Genomic DNA, 14554 nt, shown 5'->3' on the forward strand with positions numbered 1-14554 from the left:
GTAGTAGTTGACGCGGCCGAAGATGGCGATGGGGCCGCATTTGCGCAGCACTGGGCAAGGTCTATCGTCATCGCTACACAAGAGTCTTCTTCGCCGCTTGATGGAGACTCACTCCGCGCGCTTATCAACGCTGAGCAAGACCGGCTGAGATCGAAGTTTTCGATTGAGAAAGCGGCTTATTGTTGCGTATTCGTTGACCTACGCGTCCTCCAAGTGGAGGTACTTTATGCAGGCGACTGCCAGCTAGGCATCCTGAAGACCGATGAGTCGGTTACCTGGATAACGGTTCCGCATACGCTCAGTCGCCAAGCGGAACTGCTGGGGATTTCAGCGCCGGTCGATGCACGGCATGTGCTGACGCGATGCTTAAAGGTGCATCGTGCGCACGTCCCAGAAAGCTGCAGCGTTACCTATGCTCAACCGGATCGGCTAATCGTATGTACAGATGGCCACTGGTACAAAAGCCATGCTGCGCAAGATGCGATAGCAGATGGATCAGATGACGCCAGCGTACTTACCCTTCAGTTCGGCGGCCGGACGCAGTATGTTGAGTCCGACTGCGAGAACTTTTTTCCTTGCGGCCCTCTTGAATAGCATGACGACGCCTAGGATGTATGGAGCCCGAGGAAGCTCGATAGCTTCCCCGTACAAGCCCCGCTTCGACGTTTTTTGTGCCTAAAGCTTTTCTATCTACCGCCGATAATCATGCCAGAACTCAGTATGGAAGGTGGATATGAACGGTAGGGCATGGAAATTTATTCTGGTATCGAGCGTGCTCGCTTGCAATTGGGCTCACGCTGACTTCCCAAGGACGTCCGTCGAGTGGAAAGCTCAGGAAGAAGGCGAAGCTCCCACCTCTCGCTACGATGTTTATATCGATACACTCCGATTCGAGTCTGACGATGGCAACGCCGATTCGCAGATTCAGCTCGCTCAAGAGCTACTGATGAGCACTAAGCTCAAGTCAGACGACCTTCCAAAAATCAAGCTTCTGATAGACGCAGCCGAAAGCAAGCTTGGAGCGGAAAAGGTAAGCATGGCCCGCAGTCTGCTAAAGGGTCAGGAGGGCAAGGTAGCGGGTACCACTATCATTTCTGAGCCTATCGTTGTTGGTCTATCACCCAAGCGTCCTCATAGCCCAGAAAAAGCGGAGTTTTATGCACGTTGCTCAGCAATGGCGTCTGTATTAAATGAAGAAATCGAAAAAGCCAAGGGTGCTACAGACCAGCTGTTCACTGATTTTTCTGTCAACTCCGCGGTCGCTTCGATTTTATACTCGGATTCCGCATACTTTCTAAAAATTTATCAGCCGAACGAATATAGCTACAAATACCAAATGGCCAGGCACCGGGCACAAACTATTTATGCATTGCAAAACACAATGAATGCCTGCATGGCGAGCATGAAGAAGGATATCGCCGAAATGAAGCCATTCGAGAAAAGTGCGCGTGATGATTTTTTTAAAATGGCTGATAACAGTGTAGGATTTAAATAATCCCGTCAGTTGTAAAAGTTTTCTAACCAGTAAGGCATTTTTCGTCATCCTTGCTGGCTGCACATCGTTTCGAACCGCGTGCACGGATTCTGGATCTGATCTTGCGCCATGACCGGTTGTAGGCACGCACGGCCGCCCTGCCCGGCTGCGCGTCCTGTCAAGGCTAAGTAGAGATGTCGCTCTGACAGCTAAGTAAAAATGTCATTATGACCTTACGTCCGAGCCTAACTCTTATCGGAGTGACATCAATAGTTGGTACCTAGCTGCAGGACTGCTGATAGTAGCCGCCGTCTTCTAGCTTCACGAAAGCAGCGATGACAATCGCAGCTCGGTACTGGCTTCTACCAGAGGCTTCGTGCTGTTCACGGTGGTTTCCGCCAGGTTTGGGCAGCTGAGTGCAGGCGTACATGGCCGGACCGGGACGCCCAATGCCCTGAAGCCGTTACAGGTCAGTGAAGTGACTGATGCAATTAAGTGTGACGGAGGCATAGATGGTGAGGGCAGCCGAGCCGCCCCACCTCTGACTGACCGATATCAGGCGGCCATTCGCTCGCATTCCTCGGCACAGCGCATGCAGGCCTCGGCACACGCCTGACAATGCTGCGCCTCGTGCTTGGCGCACTCTTCGCCACAGGCACGGCAGATCGTGGCGCACAGGGCACAGAACTGCTTGGCGTACTCGCTCTCGCGAGCCATTAGCGTGGCAGCCATGTAGCAAATGTCGGCGCAGTCTCGGTCGAGCTCGATGCAGCGCGCCATCATCTTCACGTCGTCTTCGCGCAGGCAGGCGGAGGCGCAGGTTTCACAGACGATAGCGCAGTTGGAGCAGGCCTGGATACAAGATTCGAACATAGAGTTTGTCATGGTAAATCTCCAGATTGGGAAAGAGTGACGAACCTGAGTGGCCCCGAAGTGAGTAGGCAACTCCACTCGCGTGAGCGGCTGCCGACCTCGGTCCAGAGGACCCAAAATATGCGACCGGCGCCTGCCGCAATTGGTTTTGCCTGGAACATTACAATTCTGTAAGCCATTCCCGATGGTAGTTTTGAAAGCGCCCGTAGGTATGGCCCGCTCACCGGTAGCCATCCGCTCAGGTTTGCATGCCAACAGGTCGCAAGAACGTCAGGGTGAAGGCCGTTCGGCCTCTTTGGGATGTACAGTTGATCGTGCCACCATGCGCCGTCATCAGCGACCGGGCGATGGCCAACCCGAGCCCCGCATTGCCGTCACCTTCGCGACGTGCTGGATCCACCCGATAGAACCGGTCGAAGATCCTCGCCTGGTGCTCCGGTGGAATTTTGGGGCCGGGGTTTTCGACGCGAAGCTCAACGCTGCTGCCGTGATCCTCGATGTTGACCTCAATCGTCGCCCCGGACGGTGTATAGCGCAGGGCATTGGACAGCAGATTCGACACGACACGGTCGATCATCACGCTATCCGCAAAGATCAAGGCGCTTCCCGATGCCTTGAGCTGGATACCCTTATCCTCAGCCAGAAGCTCGTAGTATCCGAACAGCTTGCCGATGACCCTACCCAAATCCAGCTCGACCGGTTCAGGTACGATCAGGCCGTTGTCGGACTTGGCCAGGAACAGCATGCCGTCGATGATTCCCGACAGGCGATTGAGCTCTTCCAGGTTGGAGGTCAGATTCTCCTCGTACACGTCCGAGTCCCGCTTTTGGGCCAGGATCACCTCGGTATGAGTCCGCAGGTTGCTGATCGGGGTTCGTAGCTCGTGTGCGATGTCGGCAGAAAAATTCGATAGACGTATGAACGAGTCGTCCAGGCGACCGAGCATGGAATTGAAGGCGGTGATGAGCTCGCGTAACTCATCGGGCACGGGCTCCAGAGGAATACGCTCCTTCAAGGAGCCTGCGGACATCGAGGCGGCTGTCTGGGTCACCTTGGCCACCGGCCGCAGCCCATTCTTGGCAACCAGCCAACCAAGTGCGGCACTCAGCACGGTGCTGGCTAGCAGAACGCCCCAGAACCAGCGCTCCAGCATGGCGAAGAAGTGCATATGCGTCGTGACGTCCAGTACCAACCACATGGTCAGCGGAGCAGTGGCTTCCGACGACGAGACTGGCGCCTTCAAGGCCCTGAACATGTGTCCGTCACTTTCCCACTCCCACACGCCATCGTGCTCGGTCGCCTGAGCAAGGGACGGCACCGATGATCTGGGAGGCTCCGCAAAAAAGAGGCTTCCGTCAGCCTGGAGAAACACCGCGCTGAGCTCGGAATGTGCTCCCAGCAGCGTATGCCAGCGAATCTTGAGCTGGTCCGAATTCGCGCCGGGCTCTTGAGCAATCTGGGTGATCGCTTCAAGCTTTTCTTCCAGCGCCTGCGCATCAAGCGCGCGGAAGTGGTGACGGCTTAACTCGTTGAAGGCAATGCCCACGATCATAAGGACGGCAGAAACTGCTACTACGAATAAGAGGCTCAAGCGTAGCGTGAGTGAACCTGGCTTCATCCTTCGTCCTGTGCGTCCAGCATGTAGCCCATTCCTCGGCAGGTGTGGAGCAGTTTCGCCTCGAAGTCATCGTCAATCTTGGCCCTCAACCGCCGAATCGCCACCTCGATGACATTGGTGTCGCTATCGAAATTCATGTCCCATACTTGTGATGCTATAAGAGACTTTGACAGAACCTCGCCTCGCCGACGCATCAGCAACTCCAGCAAGGCAAACTCCTTAGCCGTAAGGTCAATTCGCTTGCCGCCTCGCGTAGTGCGGCGCTTGAGTAGGTCAACCTGCAGATCTCCGATCTGCAGGTTCGTTTGAATCGGTGGGCTACCATGCCCGCGCCTTAATAGCGTTCGAACACGTGCCAGCAGTTCTGAAAAGGCAAAGGGCTTGACCAGGTAGTCATCGGCGCCCAGCTCTAATCCTTTGACTCGGTCATCCACGCCATCCCGTGCCGTCAGAAACAGCACCGGTACCGACTGACCTGCAGCACGCAGGCGTGTTACCACCCCCCAACCATCGAGGCCGGGCATCATCACGTCGAGAATCAGCAGGTCATAGGCTTCAGTCTGCATCTGATCGATGGCATCCGTTCCAGTGACCACTCGATCTACCGTGAAGCCAGCCTCTCGCAGGCCCTGCTGCAGATAGATTCCGGTCTTGGGTTCGTCTTCGGCTACCAGCAGTTTCATGCTTCACCCTCGGGGACACGATCTTGGCGAGACGGCACGACGGGGGAAGGCAAACTTACTTCCCCGCTTCCATCTCGGGAGACAGCGTACCAAGCCAAGCAATCAACCCAAGCACCAAAATGGCGGAACCCAGTTCTAAGGCCATGCTGTAGCGAATAGACCGTGCCGCACGCGTGTAATCGCCTTGGTGGACTGCTTGCTCCAATGCCGGGCTCAAGAGAAAGCGGTTGGCCGAAGCCAGCCCGATCATCACGCCGAAAAGGCCCAGCTTTCCCAGCAGCAGCAGGCCATAGGTGCTTTGCGCCAGTCCCCTGATTTGGGGTCCGACGATGAGCAGATAGTTCATCACACCTGTGAAGACGATCAGCACCACGATCACCGCCCCGGCTCGCTCGAAGCCGGTAAGCGTGCGCGATAGGATCTGGACTGATGCCTGCGTTTCCGATTTGCTGGGCCGCAGCAATAAGGCAAAAGCCACCAGCGCGCCGAACCAGCCACTGGAGGCCCATAGGTGAAGTATGTCTGCGCTGAAGTGCCAGAAGCGGCGGGAGCCTTCGTCCATGGCGCCGTGCCCGGCCCACGCCAGTGTGGCCAGCGCCACGCCTGCCAGCAGCGAAACCACGGTCAGGCTCGCCATTGGCCAACGAGGATTGAAGGCAATGGTCACAGCAGCGGCCACGAGGGCGGCCATACGGATAAGCCAGGCGGTGCCAAGCTCCGTCTCGGCGATCATCATCTCAACATGCGGTATGGCCTCGCCCCATTCCTCAACCCCGCTCATAGCCTTGGCCATTTGCACCATGGACACGACCGAGAGCAAGAGGCCCGTCGCCGCGCTTGTAGCCAGCAGAGGCAAGAACGGCAATACCATGCCCGAGCGGCGCTCAGGGCCACGCAAACTATAAAGGCCGAAGAGCGCCAGCCCGAACAGCATCATCAAATCGGCATACAACGCGAAGCGAAGTCCGATGCTGAACGGATCTTCCATACTTACTTGACCTTGAATGTCACGCTACCGGTGATGGGGTGGGTATCTGATGACACTGCCCGCCAATCGACCTTGTAGGTGCCGGCCGTCAACGGCGAGGCAGGTGCGATGACCATGGTCTTAGGATCACTGCCACCCGAAACAGCCGCCTTGACCGCCATCGGCGGATGCTCCATACCCGACATCGCCGTCATGACCAGCTTCGCGCCGGAAAACTGAGTGACCAGGTTTTCAGAAAAGTGCAGCTCGATCTTTGCCGGGGCGGCGCCTTCAGTTCCTTCGGCAGGCGTCGAAGACACCAGCTTGGGATGGGCTTGAGCCAGGGCGCTAAACAGCATTCCAGCGGCAAAGAGCGTGATGAAAGGTGCACGATTGAACATGCGAACTCCTACAGCCCAAGGGGCGTTCGTGGGGAATGAGATTTGGTGTCTGGTTAGAACCACATACGTACACCCAGGACCAGTCGGGCTTCGCTGCGGTCTTCCCCTTCCTCCCGGGCAAAATCGGCAGTGTTGCCATAGGAGCGGTTCCAGCTGACGCCAATGTACGGGGCGAACTCTCGGTAGATTTCGTACCGCAAGCGCACTCCGACTTCCGTCTCGGACAAGCCTGAGCCGATTCCGCGTTTGGGGTCGTTCTGCCCGTAAAAATTAGCTTCGGCGGTGGGCTGCAAGATCAGGCGATTGGTCAGCAGGATGTCGTAGTCGCCTTCCAGCCTCAACGCAGTTTGGCCACCCTCTCCAAGGAAAGCGGTCGCTTCGGCCTCGAAGTTGTATAAGGCCAGACCCTGGAGACCAAATGCGGCCCACGTCTGAGGCGGCCCTGGTTTGAAGTCCTGCCGTACGCCACCCACCACGTCCCACCACGGGCCGATCGAGTGGCCCCACAACGCTTGTAGCTCGGCGGATTCGGTTTTGCCGTTGGTGCGCTCCCCCTCGGAGCGAATCCACAGCCGATCAATATCCCCCCCTACCCAACCGTTGACGTCCCAACTCAGCACACTGCCGTTATCAGCGTCCTGCCACTCAAGCTGATCGAACAACAGGAAGTAGTTGAGGGCATCGTCATGGACCGTGTGACCTTTGCCGCTTTGATAGACGGCCGCCCGGTTGGCATCCGTGATGGGCGGAATAGGTGTGCGGCTTTGAGCGAGGGCTGCCGGCTTGCTGGGCGCCATGGTGGTCATTCCAGAGTCCATGCCCTGCATCTTGGAATGATCCATCCCCTGCATCTGGCTGTGGTCCATGCCCTGCATCTTGGAATGATCCATTCCCTGCATCTGGCTGTGGTCCATGCCCTGCATCTTGGAATGATCCATCCCCTGCATTTGGCTGTGGTCCAGGTCAGAACTGCCCGCTTCGGCAGCAAAGGCACCAACCGAAGCGATGCTGAAGCTGGTGATGGCAAGCAGCGAACAAACGTGGAGTCGATTCAACGCGGTCACTAGCTTCACTCCTCTACCCGGACTTCGCGGAACATACCCATCTCCATGTGGTACAGCAGATGGCAGTGATAGGCCCATCGCCCCAGGGCGTCGGCGGTGACGCGATAGCTGCGCTTGGATCCGGGTGGCATATCGATGGTGTGCTTGCGAACCAGGAAGTTGCCTTCCTCGTCCTCCAGGTCGCTCCACATTCCGTGCAGGTGAATCGGGTGCGTCATCATCGTGTCGTTCACCAGCACGATCCTCACCCGCTCCCCGTATTTGAGAACCAGAGGGTGAGCTTCGGAGAACTTGATCCCATCGAAGGACCAGGCAAACTTCTCCATGTGTCCTGTCAGGTGTAGCTCGATGGTACGGCTTGGCTCGCGGCCATCAGGGTCTTCAAAAGTGCTTTTGAGGTCGGCGTAGGTGAGTACCTTGCGTCCGTTGTTACGCAGGCCGAGGCCGGGATCATTCAATTTGGCGGTAGGCGTCATCGCCTGCATGTCGACCAGCGGGTTGTTCTTCTCACTCGTGGGATGACTTTGCATCGTCATGCCGCTCATCCCAGACATCGAACCGTGGTCCATCCCCGCCATAGCGCTGTGATCCATGCCCTGCATAGAGGACATCTTGCTGTGGTCCATGGCTGGCATAGGGCTGCCTCCCATGCTGCTCATGGTCTGCATATCATCACCGGCCACAGAATTCGTACCCTTCATGCTGCCGTGGTCCATGCCGCCATGGTCCATACCGCCCATACCCATGTCGTCCATCGTGACCAAGGGCCGAGGATCAAGCGGAGGGACTGGAGCCACCAAGCCATCTCGCACGGCAAGGGTGCCGCGGGCATAGCCGGTACGATCCATTGACTGGGCGAACACCGTGTAAGCCTCCCCTGTGGGCTCGACGATGACATCGTAGGTTTCGGCCACGGCGATACGAAGCTCGTCGACCTCAACCGGGTTCACGTAAAGACCATCAGACGCTACTACGGTCATTTTCAGGCCTGGGATACGGATGTCGAAGTACGTCATGGCGGAGCCATTGATGAATCGAAGGCGTAGCTTCTCGCCAGGACGGAACAGGCCAGTCCAATTCATGTTTGGAGCCTGGCCATTGAGCAGATAGGTGTAGGTTGCACCGCTCACGTCCGCAAGATCCGTGGGGTTCATCTTCATCTCAGCCCACATCTTGCGATCCGCCAGCGTCGCGGCCCAGCCCTTGTCAGCCACGTCGTTGACGAAGTCGCCAACGGTGCGCTTGTGGAAGTTGTAGTAGTCGGACTGTTTTTTCAGCGTGCGCATCAGCGAAGCCGGATCTTCATCCGTCCAGTCCGTCAGCATCACCACATGCTCACGATCGTATTTGAACGGCTCCGGCTCCTTAGCCTCGATGACCAAAGGCCCATACACACCGGCCTGCTCTTGGAAGCCGGAGTGGCTGTGGTACCAGTAGGTCCCGTTTTGCTGGAGCTTGAACTGGTAGACATACATGCCGCCTGGCTCGATACCCGCGAAGCTCAGTCCCGGTACCCCGTCCATATTTGGAGGCAGGATGATGCCATGCCAGTGTATGGAGGTAGCCGCATCAAGCCTGTTGCGCACGCGAAGCGTCACCGTGTCGCCCTCCCTCCAACGCAACAGGGGGCCCGGCAATCCGCCATTGATCACCATCGCCGTACGGCGCTTCCCGGTGATGTTCACCGGCATCTCGCCAATCGACAGATCGAACTCTGTACCCGTCAGTGTGCGGGGCGTTGTCGACCCAGCCGCCGCCCAACTGGGCGAACGCCACAGACCCAGCCCACCAAGCATGCCAGCAGCCGTGAGGCCTTTGACGAAGGTACGTCGAGAGGTTCTTGATTCCATACGAGCAGGTCCTGGTAGCGAGGACGGCACCGGTGCCGTGTACAGGAGTTAGAAGACTAGTCAGGAAGATGTCACAGCGCTTTGTAGGGTGTGATTACATTTCTGTAAGCATTGGGTAGGCCGCTTCGCTAGCAGCAAGCCTTGCCGTCTTCATCTTTTTTTCTGCAGACGTGCCAGCTAGCCTCGGCTCGGCTTTCTTGCTTTGCGCTGCTTGTTGGGCGTCCATCATGCGAGTGAAGACGCGATCGGCACCGCCTTCAGCAAAAGCAGACGAGGAAAGGGTTAAAGCAAGAGCGAGGAACACAGCTTTAGAAAGGTTCATGACGAAGCACCTCAGGCAAATACAGCGGCACATGCCGCGGACCACAAGGTAGCGCTGGAAAGCTTTCAGTTGACTGAGCCGAGGATTACAAAAGAGTCAGGTTTCGATCCTGAACCCTCGTATTCCAATACCCTGTGCATACCTATTGAGCGCATCGAGTGACCGAAACACCCTTATTAATTCGCGCCGGGAGCGGAGAGGAAAATGTCGGCTCTCTTTGCTATAACGCACCTGCAATTGCCACCCATGGCCCTCGGGACCTGGAATTGCGCGCACGTCGTATGCGGCCCCGGCCGCTACAAGCGCACTGAGCCCTTCAGCGCTGATTGACTGACGCATGACGGCTACGCTTCGGAGACCGCCTTTTATCGAGGGCGGCCACGATGTCCTCCGGTGTGAAATCTTTCGCCTTCTTCTTCGGCGGCTCTTGGCGCTGCGCTTTGGTTGGCTTTGGATTGCCAGGTACCGCTTGGGAGCGACGGTTATCGCGCTGCTCTTGCATCCGCTTCGCGACCTGCAGGACGTGGCCCAGCCGCTTGTTTTCCACGATGTGCCTTGGCTGACCTCAGGCAACTGATCCAACGTCTCGTAGGAAAAGGTAATCCCTGCTGATCGGACCTCAATCCGGCCGTCAGGGTAGTGATAGATCTCTGCGTACCGGCCTGGTAAAGCTCGTGCTTGTACCGTGTCGTGCAGGACATAGAGACGTCTGTCGTACTGCAGCGTGAGGCTTTTCGATACCCGCCGCGGTTCGCGCCATGTGAAGATTAGAGATAGGTCCTCGTCGTCGCGTACTGGCCGGTGCGCATCGAAGTCCGAGCGGGCAACTTTACCGAAGCGGCGATTGTAATCGGCCATGAAGAGCGGCAGATAAGCGTTAGCGGGTTCGACGGTGCTGATGTTTCGTAGTCGCAGTTCCTTGACCAGACGATCCTGCAAGGTGAGGTGTGCTCGCTCAACACGCCCCTTGGCCTGGCTGGAGTTAGCGCAGAAGGTATCGATGTTCAGCTCGAACATGGCTCTGGCGAACTGGGTGTGGCCATCACCGCCCTGAGCATCCTTGCTATTGACTCGAAATACGCTGGCCTTGTCGCTGTAGAGCGCCAACGGCTTACCGTGATGCTCTAGATAGGCTTGGGTAGCCTGGAAGTAGCTGAAGGTCGATTCGCTGCGGGTGAATGCCAGGTGCATCAGGCGACTGGTGGCGTCGTCGATGTAGACCAGAAGGGTGCATGCCGGTGCTCGGTCCTCGAACCAGCGATGATCGCTGCCATCGATCTGGATCAGTTCGCCCAGACAGGCTCGGCGATTGCGCGGCTGGTACACCTTGGGCGGTCGCTGCCGACGCGGCGTCCATAAGCCGGCATCCATCATGATGCGCCGGACCGTTTCCTTGGCCAGGCGTAGGCCGTGACATTCAACGAGCTTTTCGGCCGCAAGTGTCGGGCCGAAATCCCGGTAGTGCTGCCGGATTAGAGCGGCGGCGCGCTGCTCAAGACCAGGCTTCAGCTGATGATTGCTGGGCTGGCCGCGCTTACATGAGATCAGGCCCGAAACGCCGGCGTCCCGGTAACGTTGCACCAGGCGGTGAACCTGCCGGGAACTCAGCTGCAGGCGCTGGGCGGCGCGTGTTGGCGTAAGGAACCCCTCGGTCACCGCCTGGATGACCTTGAGGCGACCAACTTCACGTAGGCTCATCGTGATCCGCTCGTAGGCTGACATCCTGATCGCTCCGCATCGGCTGCAAAGCCGGTAGGCTAGCTGCAATACGTGATCGGGACATTTCTATCTGGCTGGATCGCGACATTACTATTTGGCCGTAACACGTCCACTTCGCATAACACAACTTATGTTAAATTGGATATGGGTCTAGGCTAACGACTGCCCTTTGCCTTCCCATCCAGTCTTTAGCTTTACCCCTGATACGGCCCCCAGCTGCGACTCTCGCTTCCCTACCCTGGTGTTGTCGATCAGCCTCTTTTGCGAAATTCAGGATTTCTTGGAGTGACGATCCTGAAAACGCGTCCGTTACGAACGACGCCTTCAGGATCTCTCGACGGGTCACCCGCTTGCCAACGGTTCTCTAGCTCGCCAACAGCTGCTCCAGTCGCTGCAGGCGTTCACGGTAAAGACGCCGTGCGGCCAGCGCGTCTTCCAGGGTTACCGCCACGAACCGCCGTCTAGTACGGCTGCAGCTGGCCGATCAACTCAAGGTCGCTGCTGATGATCGTGCCGATCATGGCAATGGACCGTACTGTTGGTAGTGGTCGTAAGCTTTGCGAAAGCACACGTGCGAAAGCGGTAGCCTGATCGGGTTTGGCGTGGGAATTTCGCAAATTCACGCTTGAGCTTAGGCCCTAGACCCAGGCCTCGTAGGTATGCCGCCTACCAGATAGGTGAAGGCGTCTTGAGAAGGGCCTCGTCCTCCCTCCTTCACCTCCGGCCGCTCGCCACCTGTCGGCAGGTACAGCATGGTTAGGTCGATAGGTGCTGAGCAAAGCGCCCCACGGCGCCGACCACGCGCTGAGCGCCGTCCTGGATCTCCACGATCACCTGGCCGGCCTGACCCGCCAGTTCCAGGCCCTGCTCGGCCTGGCGACGGCCGTTCTCGATCACCGTCACCGCTTCGCCGGCCAGTTGCTGATTCTGCTGCACCACCCCGACGATCTCCTCGGTGGCCTTGCTGGTGCGCGAGGCCAGCTGCCTGACCTCGTCGGCCACCACGGCGAAGCCGCGGCCCTGCTCGCCGGCCCGGGCCGCCTCGATGGCCGCGTTGAGCGCCAGCAGGTTGGTCTGCTCGGCGATGCCGCTGATGGTCTTTATGATGGTGCCGATCACCTGGGACTGGTTGTCCAGCGCCTCGATGCCCTTCACCGCCTCCTGCATCTGGGTGGCCAGGGCACGCATCACCTCCACCGTCTGCTGCGCCACCGCCGCGCCCTTGCGGGCCGTGTCGTCGGTGTGCCGGGAGGTCTCGAAGGCCACGCTGGCGGCTTCGGACACCGCCTGCTCCTGCTGGACCTGATCGGTGATCACGGTGGCGAACTTGACCACCTTGTACAGCCGGTCATGGGCATCGATCACCGGGTTGTAGGAGGCTTCCAGCCAGACATCGCGGCCATGGGCATCCAGGCGCTTGAAGCGATCCACGACGAATTCGCCGCGACGCAGGCGCGCCCAGAATTGCTCGTAGGCCTCGGAATTGGCCTCGGCCGGCTCGCAGAACAGCCGATGGTGCTTGCCCTTGATCTGCGCCAAGGAATAACCCATGGCCTGCAGGAAGCGCTCGTTGGCATCGAGCACCTCGCCCTGGAGGTTGAACTCGATCACCGCCGTGGAGCGGCGCAGCGCTTTGAGCAGGCTTTCATGCTCACGCGAGGTTTCGATGGTTCTCGTCAGGTTGTTGCAGAACAGTCGGAAGCGCGTCACCTGGCCCTGGCTGTCATGGAAGGGGTGCAGGATGCCGCGCAACCAGGCTTCCTGACCGTCGCCACGCAAGAGATGCAGGGCACCGCTATAGGGCTCGCCGCGACTCAGCGCCTGCTGCAGTCGGCGGCTGTATTCCTGGTTGCGGACGTGCGCCGGAAGGAGGTCCGCCAGGGGGCGTCCCAGCAAATCCGCGGCGCGCACGCCCATCTCCTTTTCGAAGTTGGCGTTCACCGCGGAGATGCAGCCGCGGCCATCCAGTTCCAGGCCCAGCATTTCCACGTCGAGCTCGGCCTTCAGCCGCTTGAAGGAGTCCACCTGCTCGCGGAGGCGCTGCAGTTCTTGTTTTAGGCCTTTGTTGAACATGACGCGCCCCTACCTGGAAGAGTGAATGAGCGATGTATCGGTGAAATCAGGCGAATCTAAATCCGCGAGATAGGAAGATTGACCAAGCGGTCTTATTTTTAAGACAAGCGGTTATGTATGGCCATTATATGACCCATGGCTCGTAGGTCATGCGGGCTTAGCAGGACCAAAGACACAAACGCAATAATCGGTGCTGGGCGATTGGAATTAGGAGCCCTCTCGTGAAGCACAAGCCTAACATTGAATCACCCCGGGTTTCGTGGAGGCCGTTTCGTTTAAGTCAGGCCGCCACGGCCTGATCTGTTTGCTGCTGGTGGAAGTTTGCCTCAGCCTCCGCAGGCGGGATATAGCCGATTGAGCTCAGCAGGCGTTGGTGGTTGTACCAGTGCACCCATTTCAAGGTCGCCATTTCGACGGCTTCGCGGCTCTTCCATGACTGACGGTAAATCAGCTCGGCCTTGTACAGCCCGTTGATGGTTTCGGCCGGGGCGTTATCGTAGCTGTCTCCCTTGCTACCCACCGAGGGCTCTATACCGGCCTCTGCCAATCGCTCAGTGTAGCGAATGGAGACGTACTGACTGCCACGGTCGCTGTGATGGATCAGCCCACCTGTGCAATGCGGCTGACGGGCATACAGGGCTTGCTCCAGGGCATCCAGTACGAAGTCTGTCTTCATGCTAGTACTGACTCGCCAGCCGACGATCCGGCGTGCAAAGACGTCGATCACGAACGCCACGTACAGCCAGCCCTGCCAGGTCGATACATAGGTGAAGTCCGACACCCACAACTGGTTCGGGCGGTCGGCATGGAACTGGCGTTGGACGCGATCCAGCGGGCAAAGAGCCTTGTCGCCAGCCACCGTTGTGCGCACGACCTGGCCACGCCTTATGCCCTGTAATCCAGCACGACGCATCAATCGCTCTACCGTGCACCTGGCAGCTGCGATGCCTTCTCGCCGTAACTGCTTCCAGACCTTCACTGCGCCATAGCACTGCATGTTGGTGTCCCATACGCGCTGGATTTCCATGATCAATGCGTCATCGCGTCGAGCGCGGCAGCAACGTAATTCGGGGTTGCGCTGCTGGGCCGCATGCCTACGGTAACCGGACGGGGCGATCTGTAAGACGCGGCAGATCGACTCGACCCCAAGACGGTCACGGTACTGATCGATAAAAGCCCTCAGGACTTGGTGCGGCGGTCGAGCTCCGCCTGGGCAAAATACGCACTGGCCAGACGCAGAATTTCATTGGCTTTGCGCAGTTCGCGGTTCTCCCGCTCCAACGCCTTGATGCGTTCGCGCTCTTCGGTTGTCGGGCCTGGACGCTGACCTGCGTCGGTCTGATGACGGCGAATCCAGCCATGCAACGCCTGCGCTGCACAGCCAATCTTCGGCGCGATGGCTTCAATGGCGGCCCACTCGGAGGGATAGTCGTTCAAATGCTCCAGAACCATGCGCACGGCACGTTCACGGACTTCAGGGGAGTAGGTCGTAGTCTTTTTCATGGCCTCA

General features: G+C 58.2%; 12 protein-coding genes, 2 pseudogenes and 1 other annotated feature. Of the genes and pseudogenes, 2 read left to right on the top strand and 12 right to left on the bottom strand.

The features are described from left to right. Together C722_RS26555 and C722_RS0114300 are read left to right on the top strand one after the other, a co-directional pair. A partial coding sequence (locus tag C722_RS26555; RefSeq protein WP_218186738.1) for a PP2C family serine/threonine-protein phosphatase occupies positions 1-594 on the top strand: 594 nt, incomplete at its 5' end. 352 nt (positions 595-946) lie between these two features. Beyond that, complete coding sequence (locus tag C722_RS0114300) at positions 947-1495, top strand: hypothetical protein (RefSeq protein ID WP_169854969.1); 549 nt, start codon at positions 947-949, stop codon at positions 1493-1495. A 534-nt stretch (positions 1496-2029) separates the two neighbouring features. Here C722_RS0114300 and C722_RS0114305 read toward each other — a convergent pair. The 12 genes and pseudogenes from C722_RS0114305 to C722_RS25840 form a co-directional block, all read right to left on the bottom strand. Then, positions 2030-2359 carry a four-helix bundle copper-binding protein gene (locus tag C722_RS0114305; RefSeq protein WP_007162846.1) on the bottom strand — a complete coding sequence of 110 codons (330 nt, stop codon included), beginning with the start codon at positions 2357-2359 and terminating at the stop codon, positions 2030-2032. Between the two features lie 226 nt (positions 2360-2585). After that, a complete protein-coding gene (locus C722_RS0114310) occupies positions 2586-3965 on the bottom strand; it encodes a heavy metal sensor histidine kinase (protein ID WP_017641151.1) in 1380 nt (459 codons plus the stop codon). Further along, positions 3962-4648, bottom strand: a complete 687-nt coding sequence (locus tag C722_RS0114315; RefSeq protein WP_007163124.1) for a heavy metal response regulator transcription factor — start codon at positions 4646-4648, stop codon at positions 3962-3964. The genes C722_RS0114310 and C722_RS0114315 overlap by 4 nt, the downstream gene beginning before the upstream one ends. A gap of 55 nt (positions 4649-4703) precedes the next feature. Then, positions 4704-5636: a copper homeostasis membrane protein CopD gene (gene copD, locus C722_RS0114320; RefSeq protein ID WP_017641152.1), complete on the bottom strand. Its 933-nt coding sequence runs from the start codon at positions 5634-5636 to the stop codon at positions 4704-4706. A 2-nt stretch (positions 5637-5638) separates the two neighbouring features. Then, a complete protein-coding gene (gene copC, locus C722_RS0114325) occupies positions 5639-6016 on the bottom strand; it encodes a copper resistance system chaperone CopC (RefSeq protein ID WP_007163121.1) in 378 nt (125 codons plus the stop codon). Between the two features lie 53 nt (positions 6017-6069). Further along, on the bottom strand, positions 6070-7080 hold the full coding sequence (locus tag C722_RS0114330; protein ID WP_017641153.1) for a copper resistance protein B: 1011 nt from the start codon (positions 7078-7080) through the stop codon (positions 6070-6072). Between the two features lie 5 nt (positions 7081-7085). Continuing rightward, positions 7086-8930: a copper resistance system multicopper oxidase gene (locus C722_RS0114335; RefSeq protein ID WP_017641154.1), complete on the bottom strand. Its 1845-nt coding sequence runs from the start codon at positions 8928-8930 to the stop codon at positions 7086-7088. Between the two features lie 94 nt (positions 8931-9024). Beyond that, positions 9025-9252, bottom strand: coding sequence for a co-regulatory protein PtrA N-terminal domain-containing protein (locus C722_RS25830; protein WP_064308076.1), 228 nt, complete (start codon positions 9250-9252; stop codon positions 9025-9027). 316 nt (positions 9253-9568) lie between these two features. Then, positions 9569-10974, bottom strand: a pseudogene (locus C722_RS24935) (ISNCY family transposase). 753 nt (positions 10975-11727) lie between these two features. Continuing rightward, entirely contained in the window at positions 11728-12159 is a 432-nt protein-coding gene (locus tag C722_RS27070; RefSeq protein WP_371099789.1) for a methyl-accepting chemotaxis protein, read from the bottom strand. Between the two features lie 108 nt (positions 12160-12267). Then, positions 12268-13044: pseudogene (locus C722_RS27075) on the bottom strand (PAS domain-containing protein); the annotation flags it as partial. A gap of 280 nt (positions 13045-13324) precedes the next feature. Next, positions 13325-14547 (bottom strand): IS3 family transposase gene (locus tag C722_RS25840; protein WP_085984312.1). Its coding sequence is split into 2 segments (ribosomal slippage): positions 13325-14262 and positions 14262-14547, totalling 1224 coding nucleotides; the frame shifts between segments, so codons are not numbered across the junction. Continuing rightward, positions 14153-14269, bottom strand: a sequence feature (AL1L pseudoknot). Its footprint overlaps the gene before it by 117 nt. Positions 14548-14554: the final 7 nt, after the last annotated feature.

It is taken from the genome of Pseudomonas sp. 313, assembly GCF_000316965.1.
Classification (GTDB): domain Bacteria; phylum Pseudomonadota; class Gammaproteobacteria; order Pseudomonadales; family Pseudomonadaceae; genus Chryseomonas; species Chryseomonas benzopyrenica.

What these genes read in the sequence shown, in the direction of transcription:
- C722_RS0114315 (WP_007163124.1), bottom strand. Translation starts at nt 4,648, where the DNA reads ATGAAACTGCTGGTAGCCGAAGACGAACCCAAGACCGGAATCTATCTG.
- C722_RS25830 (WP_064308076.1), bottom strand. Translation starts at nt 9,252, where the DNA reads ATGAACCTTTCTAAAGCTGTGTTCCTCGCTCTTGCTTTAACCCTTTCC.
- C722_RS27070 (WP_371099789.1), bottom strand. Translation starts at nt 12,159, where the DNA reads ATGCGTGCCCTGGCCACCCAGATGCAGGAGGCGGTGAAGGGCATCGAG.
- C722_RS0114305 (WP_007162846.1), bottom strand. Translation starts at nt 2,359, where the DNA reads ATGACAAACTCTATGTTCGAATCTTGTATCCAGGCCTGCTCCAACTGC.
- C722_RS0114335 (WP_017641154.1), bottom strand. Translation starts at nt 8,930, where the DNA reads ATGGAATCAAGAACCTCTCGACGTACCTTCGTCAAAGGCCTCACGGCT.
- C722_RS0114310 (WP_017641151.1), bottom strand. Translation starts at nt 3,965, where the DNA reads ATGAAGCCAGGTTCACTCACGCTACGCTTGAGCCTCTTATTCGTAGTA.
- copD (WP_017641152.1), bottom strand. Translation starts at nt 5,636, where the DNA reads ATGGAAGATCCGTTCAGCATCGGACTTCGCTTCGCGTTGTATGCCGAT.
- C722_RS0114300 (WP_169854969.1), top strand. Translation starts at nt 947, where the DNA reads ATGAGCACTAAGCTCAAGTCAGACGACCTTCCAAAAATCAAGCTTCTG.
- copC (WP_007163121.1), bottom strand. Translation starts at nt 6,016, where the DNA reads ATGTTCAATCGTGCACCTTTCATCACGCTCTTTGCCGCTGGAATGCTG.